14 protein-coding genes are annotated in these 14095 nt (G+C 45.4%); 4 read left to right on the forward strand and 10 right to left on the reverse strand.

What is annotated here, in order from left to right; all coding sequences use genetic code 11:
* Positions 1-9: 9 nt before the first annotated feature.
* Positions 10-510 (reverse strand): lactoylglutathione lyase family protein, encoded by a 501-nt coding sequence (locus D104_RS33600; protein WP_024025066.1) that lies wholly within the window; start codon positions 508-510, stop codon positions 10-12.
* A gap of 92 nt (positions 511-602) precedes the next feature.
* Here D104_RS33600 and D104_RS33605 point away from each other — a divergent pair, with 92 nt between their 5' ends.
* On the forward strand, positions 603-1475 hold the full coding sequence (locus D104_RS33605) for a LysR family transcriptional regulator (RefSeq protein ID WP_024025067.1): 873 nt from the start codon (positions 603-605) through the stop codon (positions 1473-1475).
* Positions 1476-1540: 65 nt separating this feature from the next.
* On the opposite strand, the gene dxs is transcribed toward D104_RS33605, so the two are convergent.
* From dxs to D104_RS33620, 3 genes are read right to left on the reverse strand one after another with little or no spacing between them, the layout of a single operon-like run.
* Positions 1541-3418, reverse strand: coding sequence for a 1-deoxy-D-xylulose-5-phosphate synthase (gene dxs, locus D104_RS33610; protein WP_031215252.1), 1878 nt, complete (start codon positions 3416-3418; stop codon positions 1541-1543).
* A 49-nt stretch (positions 3419-3467) separates the two neighbouring features.
* Positions 3468-4349, reverse strand: coding sequence for a (2E,6E)-farnesyl diphosphate synthase (ispA, locus tag D104_RS33615; RefSeq protein WP_024025069.1), 882 nt, complete (start codon positions 4347-4349; stop codon positions 3468-3470).
* Complete coding sequence (locus D104_RS33620; protein ID WP_024025070.1) at positions 4346-4588, reverse strand: exodeoxyribonuclease VII small subunit; 243 nt, start codon at positions 4586-4588, stop codon at positions 4346-4348. The genes ispA and D104_RS33620 overlap by 4 nt, the downstream gene beginning before the upstream one ends.
* Positions 4589-4762: 174 nt before the next feature.
* Here D104_RS33620 and pomA point away from each other — a divergent pair, with 174 nt between their 5' ends.
* The 3 genes from pomA to dapB all read left to right on the forward strand — a co-directional run bounded on the left by pomA (position 4763) and on the right by dapB (position 7472).
* Complete coding sequence (pomA, locus tag D104_RS33625; protein WP_024025071.1) at positions 4763-5518, forward strand: flagellar motor protein PomA; 756 nt, start codon at positions 4763-4765, stop codon at positions 5516-5518.
* 26 nt (positions 5519-5544) lie between these two features.
* Positions 5545-6537 (forward strand): flagellar motor protein MotB, encoded by a 993-nt coding sequence (locus D104_RS33630; RefSeq protein WP_024025072.1) that lies wholly within the window; start codon positions 5545-5547, stop codon positions 6535-6537.
* 134 nt (positions 6538-6671) lie between these two features.
* Positions 6672-7472: a 4-hydroxy-tetrahydrodipicolinate reductase gene (gene dapB / locus D104_RS33635; RefSeq protein ID WP_024025073.1), complete on the forward strand. Its 801-nt coding sequence runs from the start codon at positions 6672-6674 to the stop codon at positions 7470-7472.
* Positions 7473-7584: 112 nt separating this feature from the next.
* On the opposite strand, the gene D104_RS33640 is transcribed toward dapB, so the two are convergent.
* From D104_RS33640 to D104_RS33665, 6 genes are all read right to left on the reverse strand, one after another.
* Positions 7585-8757, reverse strand: a complete 1173-nt coding sequence (locus D104_RS33640) for a quaternary amine ABC transporter ATP-binding protein (protein ID WP_024025074.1) — start codon at positions 8755-8757, stop codon at positions 7585-7587.
* The gene (locus D104_RS33645; RefSeq protein ID WP_024025075.1) at positions 8750-9649 is read right to left on the reverse strand and encodes an ABC transporter permease; all 900 of its coding nucleotides are present in this window, start codon (positions 9647-9649) and stop codon (positions 8750-8752) included. Before D104_RS33645 ends, D104_RS33640 begins: the two co-directional genes overlap by 8 nt.
* A 78-nt stretch (positions 9650-9727) precedes the next feature.
* Positions 9728-10732, reverse strand: coding sequence for an ABC transporter substrate-binding protein (locus tag D104_RS33650; RefSeq protein WP_024025076.1), 1005 nt, complete (start codon positions 10730-10732; stop codon positions 9728-9730).
* A gap of 270 nt (positions 10733-11002) precedes the next feature.
* Positions 11003-11482, reverse strand: coding sequence for a MarR family winged helix-turn-helix transcriptional regulator (locus tag D104_RS33655; RefSeq protein ID WP_024025077.1), 480 nt, complete (start codon positions 11480-11482; stop codon positions 11003-11005).
* Positions 11483-11661: 179 nt separating this feature from the next.
* Positions 11662-13074, reverse strand: coding sequence for a deoxyribodipyrimidine photo-lyase (phrB, locus tag D104_RS33660; protein WP_024025078.1), 1413 nt, complete (start codon positions 13072-13074; stop codon positions 11662-11664).
* Positions 13075-13087: 13 nt separating this feature from the next.
* Positions 13088-14068 carry a YbgA family protein gene (locus D104_RS33665; RefSeq protein WP_024025079.1) on the reverse strand — a complete coding sequence of 327 codons (981 nt, stop codon included), beginning with the start codon at positions 14066-14068 and terminating at the stop codon, positions 13088-13090.
* Between the last annotated feature and the right edge of the window lie 27 nt (positions 14069-14095).

The raw sequence follows: 14095 nt of genomic DNA on the forward strand, positions 1-14095 counted from the left end.
TTTATCTGCTTAGTAGGCGCCTTCGCTGTAAACAAGTTCATAGCTGTGGCTGTAGATTTCTAAAATATTGCCAAATGGGTCTTCCATGTAAATCATGCGGTAAGGCTTGCTGCCTGGGTAATAGTAGCGAGGTTCTTTCATGCGTTTTTTCCCCCCTGCGGCGACAATCTTTTCTGCAAGCTCTTCTACATTTGGATCTTGTACACAAAAATGAAATATCCCCGTTTTCCAATATTCGAAATTATTCTCAGGGTTCTCTTGTCCTTTAAATTCGAATATTTCGACCCCTATTCGATCGCCTGTCGAGAGATGTGCAATGCGAAACTTCTCCCACCCTTCACCAAAAACATCGGTACACATTTCACCAATAGGGCTTTTGTCTTCTGTGATGTTGGTGGGCTTCATAATTAAATACCATCCCATGACTTGTGTGTAAAAGTCGACGGCTTTGTCTAGGTCGGGTACTGAAATGCCGATGTGTGAAAAATTGCGTGGATAAACATTGCTCATAACTTTTTCCTTTGTTTAGGTTTTGGACAGGTTACAAACCCAAAAACATTAAGTAAAATTATCATTTGAAATGTTTATGAGTATGTTTTGTAATGATTAATCCCCATTGGCTGCGCAGCTTTTGCGCCTTAGTAGAAATAGCCCATTTCACTCGAACGGCTGAGCAGCTAAATATGACGCAATCGGGTGTGAGTCAGCACATTCGAAAGCTCGAAGAACAGCTTGGAAAGCCGTTGTTAATCCGTCATGGAAAGCAGTTCACGTTAACGGATGCTGGCGAGCGTTTGTACCAAGAGGGGCGACATGTTCTCAATAGTCTAGAGCAGCTTGAAAAACAGGTCGGTGAGGATTCAGCATTTGAAGGTGTGGTGCGAGTGGTATCGCCTGGTAGTGTTGGCCTTAAGTTGTATCAACAATTGCTGCTTCTGCAAAATAAACACCCTAAGTTGATCATCGATTATCGCTTCGCACCAAATCGAGAAGTCGAACGGCTTATTTTAGAACACAAAGCCGATATTGGTTTTATGACCAGTTCGTCTGTGATGAGTGACGTTCATATACAAGCGATAGGGGAAGAAGAGTTGCTCTTGGTGACGCCTCACACGGTTCCATCACCGAGTTGGCCGCAATTGCAGGCGTTGGGTTTTATTGATCACCCAGACGGCGCTTACCATGCAGGGTTGCTGTTGGGGGCGAATTACCCAGAATTTGAAGCGGGTCAAACTTTTAAACAGTCGGGTTTTTCGAATCAAATTAGTTTGATTCTTGAGCCTGTTGCTATGGGACTTGGTTTTACCGTATTGCCTCGCCACGCGATTTCGGCGTTTAACAACCCAGATCGTATTTGTGTAAACCCTTTACCTACCTCAGTATCAGAGACGCTTTATCTCGGTGTTCATCGTCATAAGCGCTTGTCGAATCGAATGTACACTGTGATGGAAGAAGCGAAGCGTTGTTTGCAATAAAAAGCCACGCGGACAGTGTTAATCGGCGTGGCTTTTAATACGTGACGTTTAAAAGACGGTTGGTATTAAATTCGGTTAAGCTTTTCTTGAATGCTTTGCAAAATGCCTTCGGCATCCAGTCCGACGCGTTTCAACATAGAAGCATGACTGGCGTGTTCTTCGTATTGATCTGGTAAACCAAGATGCAGGGTGGGAATGGCAATGTTGTTTGCCAATAAAAATTCACTGACGGCAGAACCTGCACCGCCCATAATCGCGTTTTCTTCCACCGTTACGATAAGCTTAGCATCGCGTTGCGCCAATAAAACGGCTTCGTCAATAGGCTTCACAAAACGCATGTCTAATAGCGTGGCATCTAGGCTTTCTGCCGCGTTTAGTGCGTCGTAAGTTGGACGACCAAAACCACAGATAATAATGCCAGACTGACCGGTTCGTAAGGTACGAGACTTGCCAATGGTGAGCGTCGACAGCGTTGGCTCAATCGTCACGCCTTGACCTGTTCCGCGAGGATAGCGAACCGCGGCAGGGCCTTTATATTCATAGCCTGTTTGCAGCATTTTACGGCATTCGTCTTCATCAGACGGCGCCATTACAACCATGTTTGGAATACAGCGAAGATAAGTTAAATCGTAAACGCCAGCATGGGTTGGACCGTCTTCACCGACTAACCCCGCTCGATCAATGGCAAACAACACATCGAGGTTTTGCAGCGCCACATCGTGAATGAGCTGATCATAAGCGCGCTGTAAAAACGTTGAGTAGATGGCGACAACGGGTTTTACACCGTCACATGCCATGCCTGCAGCTAACGTCACGGCGTGTTGCTCTGCAATAGCGACGTCAAAGTATCGATCAGGAAAACGTTCTGCAAATTCGATGAGGTCGGAGCCTTCTTTCATTGCCGGTGTGATGGCAACAAGCCTGTTGTCTTGTTCGGCGGCATCGCATACCCAAGTACCAAAAATATTGCAGTACTTTGGTAGTTTGCTTTTTTCGGTATTGGGTTTTGGGTCTGGCTCGATCTTGTTAATGGCATGATAGCCAATCGGATCGCCTTCAGCCGGCTCGAAGCCTTTGCCTTTCTTAGTGATGACGTGCAAAAACTGAGGGCCAGAGCGGTCTTTTAAGTTGGCAATGGTCGTCAATAAGTGATCCATATCATGACCGTCAATAGGGCCGATATAGTTAAAGCCAAGCTCTTCAAACATCATGCCGGGTGACACCATGCCTTTCATGTGCTCTTCCGCTTTGCGAGCCAGTTCTAATGCAGACGGTAAGCCAGAGAAAACTTTGCGGCCACCTTCACGAATATGGTCGTAGGTTTTACTGGCCCAAATACGTGCAAAATAACTCGATAATGCGCCAACGGGTTTGGAAATCGACATTTCGTTGTCATTTAGGATGACGAGCATATTGGCTTTTACATCGCCTGCGTGATTCAGCGCTTCGAACGCCATACCCGCAGACATCGCACCGTCGCCAATAATTGCAACGGCTTTGCGGCCTGTCTTTAGCTGCCGAGCCGCGAGAGACATACCGAGTGCGGCGCCAATTGAGGTGCTGGAATGGCCAACACCAAACGTGTCAAATTCGCTTTCATCTCGTTTTGGAAAACCGGAAATGCCGTTTTCTTGGCGAATGTTAAGCAAGGCGTCACGACGGCCTGTTAGGATTTTGTGTGGGTAAGCTTGGTGGCCGACATCCCAGACGATACGATCTTCTGGTGTGTTGTATAGGTAATGAAGTGCAACGGTCAGTTCGACAACGCCAAGGCCTGCACCAAAATGACCGCCAGTTTGTCCGACACTGTAAAGCATGAACTCTCGTAATTCGCGGACAAGCGCCGGCAACTGCTCTTTTTTAAAAGCACGCAAGTCAGCTGGTGAGTCAACTTGATCAAGAAGCGGTGTGTCAGGTCTCGCTGTGGGTATTTCTTCGAACATGGGCACAGGTTTGGTCACATTAGTTAATCTAAAAAAGCGGGTAAGTATATCAGTGGTTACGACCAATAATATAGTTCGCAAGCTCAACTAACGGCTGAGCGGCGTCGCCAAAGGGGGAAATCGACTCAATTGCTTGGTCGTGTAGATTCAAAGCAAGTGCCTGAGCGCCTTCTAAACCAAGCAGTTTAGGGTACGTTGGTTTATTTGCTTCTTCATCGGAAAACTGTGTTTTGCCCAGCGTTGTCGTATCGCTGGTAATATCAATAATGTCGTCTTGGACTTGGAAGGCCAACCCAATGGCATTGGCGTAAGCGTCTAAGGCCGCAAAGTCTTTTTCATTTTTTGCTCCCGTGCTTATGGCGCCCATGCGAATACTTGCTCGAATCAGTGCGCCTGTTTTGTGTTGGTGCATTTGCTCTAACGCATTGATATCAATGTTTTTTCCGACATTTGATAGGTCAATCATTTGACCTGTTACCATGCCGTGGCGACCAGATGCGTGAACAAGTTCTTGGATCAATAGTAGCTGAAGGTCCGCTTTATTGTGTGTCTTTTGACTCAATAACTCGAAGGCGAAGGTTTGCAATGCATCGCCAGCAAGAATCGCTGTCGCTTCATCAAATTGAATATGGCAGGTGGGTTTGCCTCGACGCAATTCGTCATCGTCCATGGCAGGTAGATCATCATGAATCAAAGAATAAGCGTGGATTGATTCGATCGCAGCGGCGCTGGCGTCTGTTAAAAGATTCGCTTCGCCAAACAATGACGCTGCCGCATATGTCAGCATCGGGCGTACACGTTTTCCGCCATTAAAAAGGCTATAAGTCATGGCGCTCTGCAAGTGTGAAGCGGGCGCATATTGGCCTAAATGCTGCGTTAAGTAGTTGTCTACTCGACGGCGAGCATAAAGAGAGAAGTCGTCTAAAGTCACGAATTGGTTTCCGGATCAAAAGGTTCTAAATGCTCACCATCTTGTTTTTCCAGTAGAATTTGAACTTTCTGTTCGGCTTGGGTGAGAACGGACTGGCAATCTTGGCTCAGCTTAACACCTTTCTCGAATGCTTTTAGCGCTTCTTCAAGGGAAAGTTGATTTGACTCAAGTTGCGCGACCAGTGTGTCTAGTTCTCCGAGGTTTTCTTCAAAATGACGGACGCTTGTTTTACGGGACATGATGACTACTCTGATTGAAACCCACGTTTTGTAACAGAAAATGGCTTACTGTTCGAGGGCGTGTTAATGAAAATTACAAAAAACACGTAAGAATATGTCATTCTTGGTCTTTCTTTCGTATAGAATCATAACGATATATTGTTTGCATTAAAGTTTTTTTGTTAGGAGACGTGTGTGGATATCGCAACGTTAATAGGTCTTGTTGGGTCATTTGCAGTTATTATTGCTGCGATCTTTGTTGGTGGTTCGGCAGGGATGTTTATAGACACCGCGTCCACACTGATTGTGTTAGTCGGGTCTACTTTTGTTATTTTAATGACGTATCCGCTCAGTCAGTTTCTTGGTGCAGGTAAAATAGCCGCGAAAGCCTTCATGTTTAAAAGTGTGCCTTTGGACACTTTGATTGATGAAATTTATGGCTTAGCCGATGAGGCTCGTAAGGGTGGATTGCTGTCTTTGGAAGGCAAAGAAGTAAGTCACCCTTTTTTGTCGAAAGGGATTCAGATGTTAGTGGACGGTCATGACGGAACGGTCGTGAAAAATTTACTCTCGAAAGACATGAATCAATCCTACTACCGTCACACTAACGGCGCGAAAGTGTTTAAAGCATTGGGTGACGTTGGTCCTGCCATGGGGATGATCGGAACTCTGGTCGGCTTGGTGCAGATGTTGGCAAACATGTCTGACCCCAAAGCCATTGGTCCTGCGATGGCGGTGGCACTCTTAACCACATTGTATGGCGCTATGTTGGCAAACATGGTTTGTTTGCCGATCTCAGCAAAATTGGGTATTCGAGCAGACGAAGAGTTGATTTGTCAAAAATTGATTCTAGATGCCTTGCTTGCCATTCAATCAGGACAAAATCCTCGTATTTTGGACGGCGCTTTGAAAACGTACATTGCGGAAGGTAAGCGCATTGAACGTGATTAATATTTTAGTTGTAGACGGATTCGATAATGAGTGATGAAGAAGAGCAAGATTGTCCGGAATGTGTAGAAGGATTACCCGCTTACATGGGAACCTTTGCCGACCTCATGTCCTTGTTGATGTGCTTCTTTGTACTTTTGTTGTCCTTCGCAGAAATGGACGTCATTAAGTTCAAGCAGTTGGCAGGCTCGTTGAAGTTAGCGTTTGGTGTGCAGCGTGAAGTTGAAGCGGATTCTATTCCGATGGGAACCTCGGTCATTGCACAGGAATTTAGCCCTGGTCGACCAGAACCTACACCGATTAATGAAGTTAAACAAAAAGCGGACACGACACCTGAAAACACTCTAGAGGTGATCTGTAAACCAGGTGATGCCGAATTAAAAGAGCAAAATAATTCAGGGGCGCCAGCGCCTGTCACCTTTGTTGATAAGTCGAAAGCGGATCTTGATAAAGAGAAAAAGATTCAAGAAACAGAAGGCGATGCGCAAATGATTGCGTCTGTTATGCGTGAAGAAGTGTCAAAAGGCACGGTTGAAATTGAAACACAAGAAGAGACCATTACGATCCGAATAAAGGATCAAGGCTCATTTCAATCGGGTTCTGCAGAGTTGAATTACGATTTTATTCCTGTTGTCGATTTAATTCGTGACGTGCTAGTGGGGATTCAAGGCACCATATCCGTGGAAGGTCATACGGATAATGTTCCAATCGACAGTCGTCAATTTCGTTCAAATTGGCAGTTGTCTTCGGCGCGGGCTATTTCGGTAGCAGAAGAATTATTCTCCACAGGACAGCTTGATCAAAGTCGATTTGCGGTGACCGGTTTTGCTGACACTAGGCCTTTGGTGCCAAACGATACGTCGTCACATCGTGCAACGAACCGACGAGTAGAGATTGTGATAAAACAAAATGACAACTCTCGTCCTAAAATGCGGGACACCGTGGACGAAATACCGTCCGATGGCGTGATTGAGTTTGGCCAAGATATGGTGGATGAATTGAGACCGAACGAAATTTTTTAACCTCAAATATTGATTTGATAAAGGAGCCTAGGCTCCTTTTTTTGTGTCTTCAGATAAGTTTTGTTGTTTTTTAATGCTGAGATTTAGGTGGATGTTTGCTATGGTTTGCGCAGATGAAATTGAGGAAATAAAAAATGCGAGTAGCCGTCATTGGCGCCTCTGGGCGCATGGGAAAAAACTTAATCACAGCAATCAATGACGCCGACGGCGTTTCTTTGGGTGCCGCGGTTCTAAAACCTGGTAGCAGCCTAATTGGTGCGGATGCGGGGGAAATTGCGGGTATCGGTAAGTTAGGCGTTGCTGCGGTTGCTTCACTGCTTGATTGTGTTAATGATTTTGATGTGTTGATTGATTTTACGACGCCAACACTTACATTAGAAAATGCGGCATTTTGTGCTCAACATCAAAAAGCCATTGTGGTTGGTACAACGGGGTTGAACGACGATGAGAAAGCCGCGCTAAATCAAGCTGCGTTGCAGTCGGCCGTTGTTTTTGCGCCTAACATGAGTGTTGGTGTGAATTTAACCCTTAAGTTATTAGCGACAGCAGCAAAGATTCTAGGTGATGAATACGATGTTGAAATTATCGAAGCGCATCATCGCCATAAAGTCGATTCCCCTTCTGGCACCGCGTTACGCATGGGTGAAGTAGTGGCGGAAGCGCTTGGTCGTGATTTAAAAGAATGTGCTGTGTATGGTCGAGAAGGTCAAACGGGGGCTCGTACACAGAAGGAGATTGGTTTTGAAACCATCCGTGCTGGCGATGTGGTTGGCGAGCACAGTGTGTGGTTCGCTACGGAAGGTGAGCGTATCGAGATCGCTCATAAGGCGAGCAGTCGTATGACATTCGCTAAAGGCGCGGTACGTGCTGCGAGCTGGCTGTCAGGCAAGTCTGCGGGTATATATGACATGCAAGATGTGCTGAACCTTAAATAGGCGTAAACGTCTTCGTAGTAACACATTGATTGATAAGAAATGGCCGCTATTCACTAGCGGCCATTTTTGTTTGTAGTACGAGGTAAACTTACGTTTATGGTGAAAGTACGTCTTATGGTGAAAGTACATCCGCTAATTTGCTGGCTTCCAATCGGCCTTTTAGTTCCCCTTTTTTATTTACAACAGGCAAATCAAATCGCGTATTCAAGGAAAGCGGAATCACCTTTTGTAGCAAGTTTGTACGGCGAACTGGCTCGACATGAATTAGCGCATCAGACAAGAGGTCGTCGTCTTGTAACTGGTCTAGTTTTTGTTTTGTCAGAACGCCTTGGTAGACCTCGTTATTGAACACAAATGCGTGATCTTTATCTTGAGGGAAACTGGCTCTAACGTCTTTTGCCGTCGTTCCTTTCAGTTGTGTTGTGTCTGGCGTCATGATGGTTTGCACCGTTAGTGCTCTCGCACGGTTCACGTCTTTGGCAAAGGCCCTAACGTAATCATCTGCCGGTTTTAGAACGATATCGACAGGCGTGCCGACTTGCACCAACTTACCATCTTTCAGCACTGCAATGCGGTCGCCAAGTCGTAATGCTTCATCCAAATCGTGCGTAATGAAAATAATGGTCTTTTGCAGGTTTTCCTGTAATTCCATTAGTTGTTCTTGCATCTCACTTCGAATCAAAGGATCAAGGGCTGAAAAAGCCTCATCCATTAGTAGAATTTCAGCGTCAGTACACAGCGCTCGAGCAAGGCCAACACGTTGTTGCTGCCCACCAGAAAGCTGAGAAGGGTATTGATCTTCATAGCCTGCCAGCCCAACGGTTTCTAACCAAGATACGGCTTTGGGTTTCCATTCTGCGCGTTTTTCGCCTTTGATCAGTAGACCGTAGCCAACATTATCCAATACACAACGGTGCGGCATTAAACCAAAGTGTTGAAACACCATGGCCATTTTGTGGCGTCGGAAGGTGATTAAGTCTTTTGGCGACAGTTCCATGATGTTTTCGCCGTCGACTTTTATCTTGCCTGCAGTTGGGTCAATAAGACGGTTGAAATGGCGGATTAGGGTGGATTTACCCGAACCAGAAAGCCCCATGATGACGAAGATTTCACCGCGTTTCACGCTTAAATTAATATCTTGTAGGCCAATGGTATGACCCGTTTCAGCTAAAACTTCTTCTTTTGAAGCGCCCGCTTTGACCTTCGGTAATACGTCTTCCGCTTTGGGGCCAAAAATTTGATACAGGCCTTCGATTTCGATTAATGTTTCGCGATTATTATCCATTCTCGGTGCCCTCAAGATGTTTCTGTGCGCGTTTTGCGTAACTCTGAGAAACGCGGTCAAAGATGATGGCAAGCGCTACGATAGCGAGACCATTCAAGAGCCCAAGGGTAAAGTATTGGTTAGTGATGGATTTCAATACGGGTTGTCCTAAGCCTTTTACGCCAATCATTGACGCAACGACGACCATGGCGAGCGCCATCATAATTGTTTGGTTAATACCTGCCATAATGGTTGGCATTGCGAGTGGAATTTGAACCCCAAACAAGCGTTGTGTTGGTGTGGCGCCATAAGCGGTGGCGGCTTCTAGGGTTTCCTTATTTACAAGGCGAATCCCTAAATTTGTCAAACGAATAACGGGAGGAATCGCGTAAATGACAACGGCGATTACGCCAGGGATTCGACCGATACCCAATAGCATAACGACCGGAATTAGGTAAACGAAAGCTGGCATGGTCTGCATGATATCAAGCAGCGGTGTAATAATGGATCTGGCCCTGTCGGATCTGGCCATGAGAATACCGATAGGAATACCAATGCAAATAGAAAGAATGGTACACACAGTAATGATGCTTAAGGTTCGCATCGTGTCTTCCCACATTCCAAAGTAGCCAATAGCAAGGAAGGAGGCGAGTACACCTGCGCACAGTTTCCAAGATCGTGTAGCGGCATAAACAAGCCCGACGATGGCCGCTAAAACAAGCCACCACGGAGTTTGTAGTAGTAGGTTTTCAAACCATACTAGGAAATGTAAAAGAGGGTTGAAGAAGTTTTCAATAGATTCGCCGTAAGCGCGGGAAAAAGTTCGGTAGGCGCCGTCTAGCGTTTGTCTTATCGCGAGGAGATCGCGCCGACTCATATCTGGAAATTCTGTCAACCAAGAGCTGTCTATCATAAGTTAGTTCTCAAAGAGTAAAGCGGAGGGAAGAGCCGTGCTGGGGCATTTAGCACGGCTTTGCACTGTCTACATTTATTATAGGTTATCGAGTGCTTTCTCAAGTTTAGCTTTTACATCCTTGTTAACCCATTTAGACCAAATGTCTGCATGGTTAAGCATAAAATTTTCAGCGGCATATTGACCATCAGCTTGGTTGTCTTCCATCCATGCAAGCAAGGAGTTCATTTGAGCGTTAGTGAAAGAACGTTTTGCTGTGTAAGCATAGGCAGCAGGGGCTTTTTTCGCAAAACCAGTGGTTGTCACGCTGTACACAGGAGAAGGTGGGAACATAGTGGCTTTTGGTTCTAGGCAATCAATTTTAGTAATACAGCTCATGTATTCCTTCTGATCAACACCCGTACCGAAATCGACTTTTACCATGTCGTATTTACCTAAAATGGCGGTTGGTGCCCAGTAATAACCAAACCAAGCGTTACCACGCTCGTAGGCACGGCTCAAAGAACCAGATAGACCTGCTGCGGAACCTGGATCAATCAGTTCAAAACCTGCATCTTCAAGTTTTAATGCTTTGAACAAGTTGCCGCCAGAAATCTGACAACCCCAACCTGCTGGACAGCCATAAAAAGCAGAAACTGAATCGTCTTCTGGGTTAGGGAATTGTTTAGCGTGTTTTTTAATGCCTGCGATTGTTGCCAATGACGGGTCTTTGTCTACCATGTATTTTGGTACCCAAAAGCCTTCTTCACCACCGTCAGACAATGATCGACCAGCGATGCTCAAGCGTTTTTCTGCCACACCACGATCGATCAACGCTTGAACTGCGTTTGTCCACATCTCTGGCGCAATATCTGGCTGACCTTTTTCTATCATGGAAGTGCTGGTTGGCATGGTATCGCCAGGAATAAGTTCGGCGTCACAGCCAAAGCCGTTATTCAAAATGAACATGTCCACGTTTGCCATTAGAGAAGCAGAGTTCCAGTTCATATCAGCGATTTGAATCTTGCCACAGCTGTCGTTTGCCGCGAAAGAAGAGGTGGCTGCGAGTGTCATAAGACCTGCAACAATACTTTTTTTATACATTATTATGTTCCTGTTATGATTTTGAATGTTAGTGAACAAACTATTTTTAGTTTACACATCTAACCAATTATATCAATTTCTTGTTATTTGACTTTGACTTAAAAGTGTTATTTTTTCTTTAAAAACAGATAGTTATAAATATTAAGAAAATATTAACAGGCATGGAAAAAAGGAGTTATTGGCGGGTTTTGAGCGAAAAATGTTTAATGAAGTAAGTAAAAACTCGACTAGAAGGCGCCGAGTTTTTGAAAAAAGGAAGAAAAGTGGAGGCTAAACACTAGGAGAATTGATGTCCAGCATAGGCGCAGCATCAATATTTTCAGCGTCCATCATCATGGCGATACGCTGTAAAGAGGAAAGTACTTGAGTTTGTTCCCAGCCTTCTAATGATTCGAATTCATCAATGAATTTTTCATGCAATAGCGGAGGCGCGGTGCTTAAAATAGCTCTGCCTTCCGGCATTAATCTGGCGTTAACAATACGCTTGTCTTTTTGTGCTCTGACGCGCTCAACTAACTTACGATCTTCTAATCGATTTAGGATGGTGGTAACGGTTGCCTGGCTCAATGACACACTGTCAGAAATACGACGAACGGTAACATCACCTAATTCTTCAATGGAACGAAGTACCATGATTTGCGGAATGGTTAACCCGCAGGCTTTTACAACGCGCTTAGATTGCAGGTCCGTTGCTCGGATAATTCGTCTTAAATGAACAAGAACATCATGTAGGTGTTGCGGATTAGACATAGTAATAAGAGACCCAGAAAATTTTACGGATTATATGACTTTGTAAGAGCCTGTAAAAGCGAAGTTTTACGTTATTACAGTTCAAAGTATAGGTTTACTTTCCTATTATTGGAAAGTAAACCTGAAAAATGGAATTCACTTGAATTGACCGTCATACATTCTGGGAATAAGGCCGTCGATTACAGCCCTTTTAACTCATCAAATGCCGCTATGGCAGCTTGTCTTGCGGGTTTGTAATCGATAATGGGTTCTGGGTAGTCACACTGAATTCTTTGCTCCGAGCTTGGGTTATGTATCGATTTTGCGTCTAAGTGCGCTAATTCAGGAACAAAGCGTTTGATGAATTCACCGTTTTTATCATAGGTTTCAGATTGTCTGGTTGGGTTAAAAACACGAAAGTAGGGCGCCGCGTCGCAGCCAGTGGATGCACTCCATTGCCAGCCGCCGTTGTTTGCCGCAAATTCGCCATCAATCAGTTGGCTCATAAAATACGCTTCGCCTTTTCGCCAGTCAGCAAAGAGCAGCTTGGTAAAAAAGCTCGCTGTAACCATTCTTAAGCGATTGTGCATCCAGCCTGTTTGTTTGAGTTGTCGCATAGCGGCATCAACAATGGGGAACCCGGTTCGACCTTCGCACCATGCAAGAAACTCATCTGGGTTATTACGCCAACGCAGTAGATTGGTATCAGCTTTAAACGGTTGATTCATGCAAAGGTGCGGGAAGTGCTCCATAAGTTGACGATAAAAATCACGCCAAGCCAATTCCTTTAACCAAACGCTGTCTCGCCAGTCTCTGTCCTCTTGGTTGCAGGTGTACATAATGGCTTCCAGGCATTGTCTCGGCCCCAGCGCACCAAGCGCAAGATAAGGCGATAGCGTGCTGGTGGCGGGTTGCATCGGGTAATCTCTGTGTTCTGAATAATGGCGTTCTTTGTGGTGACAAAACAGCCAAAGTCGTTGCTTGGCAATGTCTTGGTCAGCTGGCCATAAGTCGTCTCTAAAGGTTTTTGCCCAAGTATAGTCTAAGGCCGATTCCGGTAATGGTGTGCCTTGCGGCTCAGGGGCGGGCAAGGGTGCTATATCTTGCTGAGCGAGCAGTGTGAGCCAGCGTTTGAAAAAAGGTGTAAAGACTTTGAATGGTGTGCCTTGTTGGCTAAAAACAGCTTGCGGCACTATCCGGTCAGAAGGCTGAATGTGTGTGGTTATTTGGTGCTTTTGCAGCTTTTGGCAAACAGCTTGGTCACGTTGTTGTTCATGAATAGGTAGGTCATGATTAAACCAAAGGTGTTTTGTGTCATGCTCTAAGCAAAACTCGGTCATGGCATCAGGCAGTTGTTTGAAGGTGTCTACATGAATAATATGCGAAGGAATTCCGAGCGTTGCCAGCGACTTTACTAGGGTTTTGGTGAGGCCTGCTCGTAAGCCTATTTTGGCGTCCGATTCGTTGTGTTCGCTCCACTGCGTGGGCGTTACCGTCACGATAACCCCCACTTTTTCCTTTAACGCTCTCGCTTCTATAGACGCAAGGTGCAGCGCTGGATTATCCAAAATGCGAAGGTCATTTCTGAGCCAAACAAGGTGTTCTATTCTCATTCTGATGTTTACCTTAAACCGTGTTACGTATGCCCAGTGGTGATGGGTATGGTAGGAAGTAGCTTTGCCCATTGATGTAGTCACTCCCATAATGTTTTAGGTAGTGATGGAGTAAGGTAATGGGGGTCGCTAGATTGACTTCTCCGCGGCGGTATTGCTCGACCACATCCAGAATATCTTTTCTTATCGACACATCGACGGCGTGTTTCAAATACCCAACAAGATGCATCAATACATTGCAGTGGTTTTTGCGTTCCGCAGGTTTCGATAACGTCGTCATTAATAGTTCAAAATAGGCGTTTTTTAACTCTGTAACCGATCGTGGGTCGTTGCCGGACAGCAAACGGCCCAGTTGACGATAAACTGGTTGAGAATGCGCCATGACCATGTATTTGTAGCGGCTATGAAAGGCAATTAGCTCTTTCATTTTAGGCTCGTCGCTAACGCTGATTCGAAAGTCATGATGAGTAAAAACGCGCAACAAAAAGTTTTCTCTGAGTGCTGGGTCATTCAAGCGCCCATCTTCTTCGATCGGCAGCAATGGATAGCGTTTCTGCAACTCTTTGGTGAAGAGTCCCGCGCTTCTTTGCATATGTGGATGGCCGTTTTCTTGATATACCTTAATGCGTTCCATGCCGCAGCTTGGGGATTTTTTCATCAAAATATAGCCGTCGAGATGGGAAAGTTTTTCTAAATACGCATTGGACGCCGCCATAAACACTTCGGAAACGTCTTCTTCGCTATTTTTTGTGAAGGTCATTCTTGGCGCATTTGGGTCGCCTTCTAAGCGCAAGGTTGGTCGAGGTGTGCCAAACCCTGCGGCCATTTCCGGGCAGAATTTTTGATAGTCAAAATACTCACTGAGTACCTTGTCGCAATAGTTTGAGTGACTGTGTCCGCCATTGAATCGAACGTTTTCACCCAATAGGCATGCGCTGATACCAACGGGGATTTTATGCGCTAATTGGTCTGGGGAATTGAAAAATAGTGGCATGATTTTATCCTCAAAAGATAACGGTAT

The sequence above is a fragment of the Marinomonas profundimaris genome (assembly GCF_000508165.1).
GTDB classification, from domain to species: Bacteria; Pseudomonadota; Gammaproteobacteria; order Pseudomonadales; family Marinomonadaceae; genus Marinomonas; species Marinomonas profundimaris.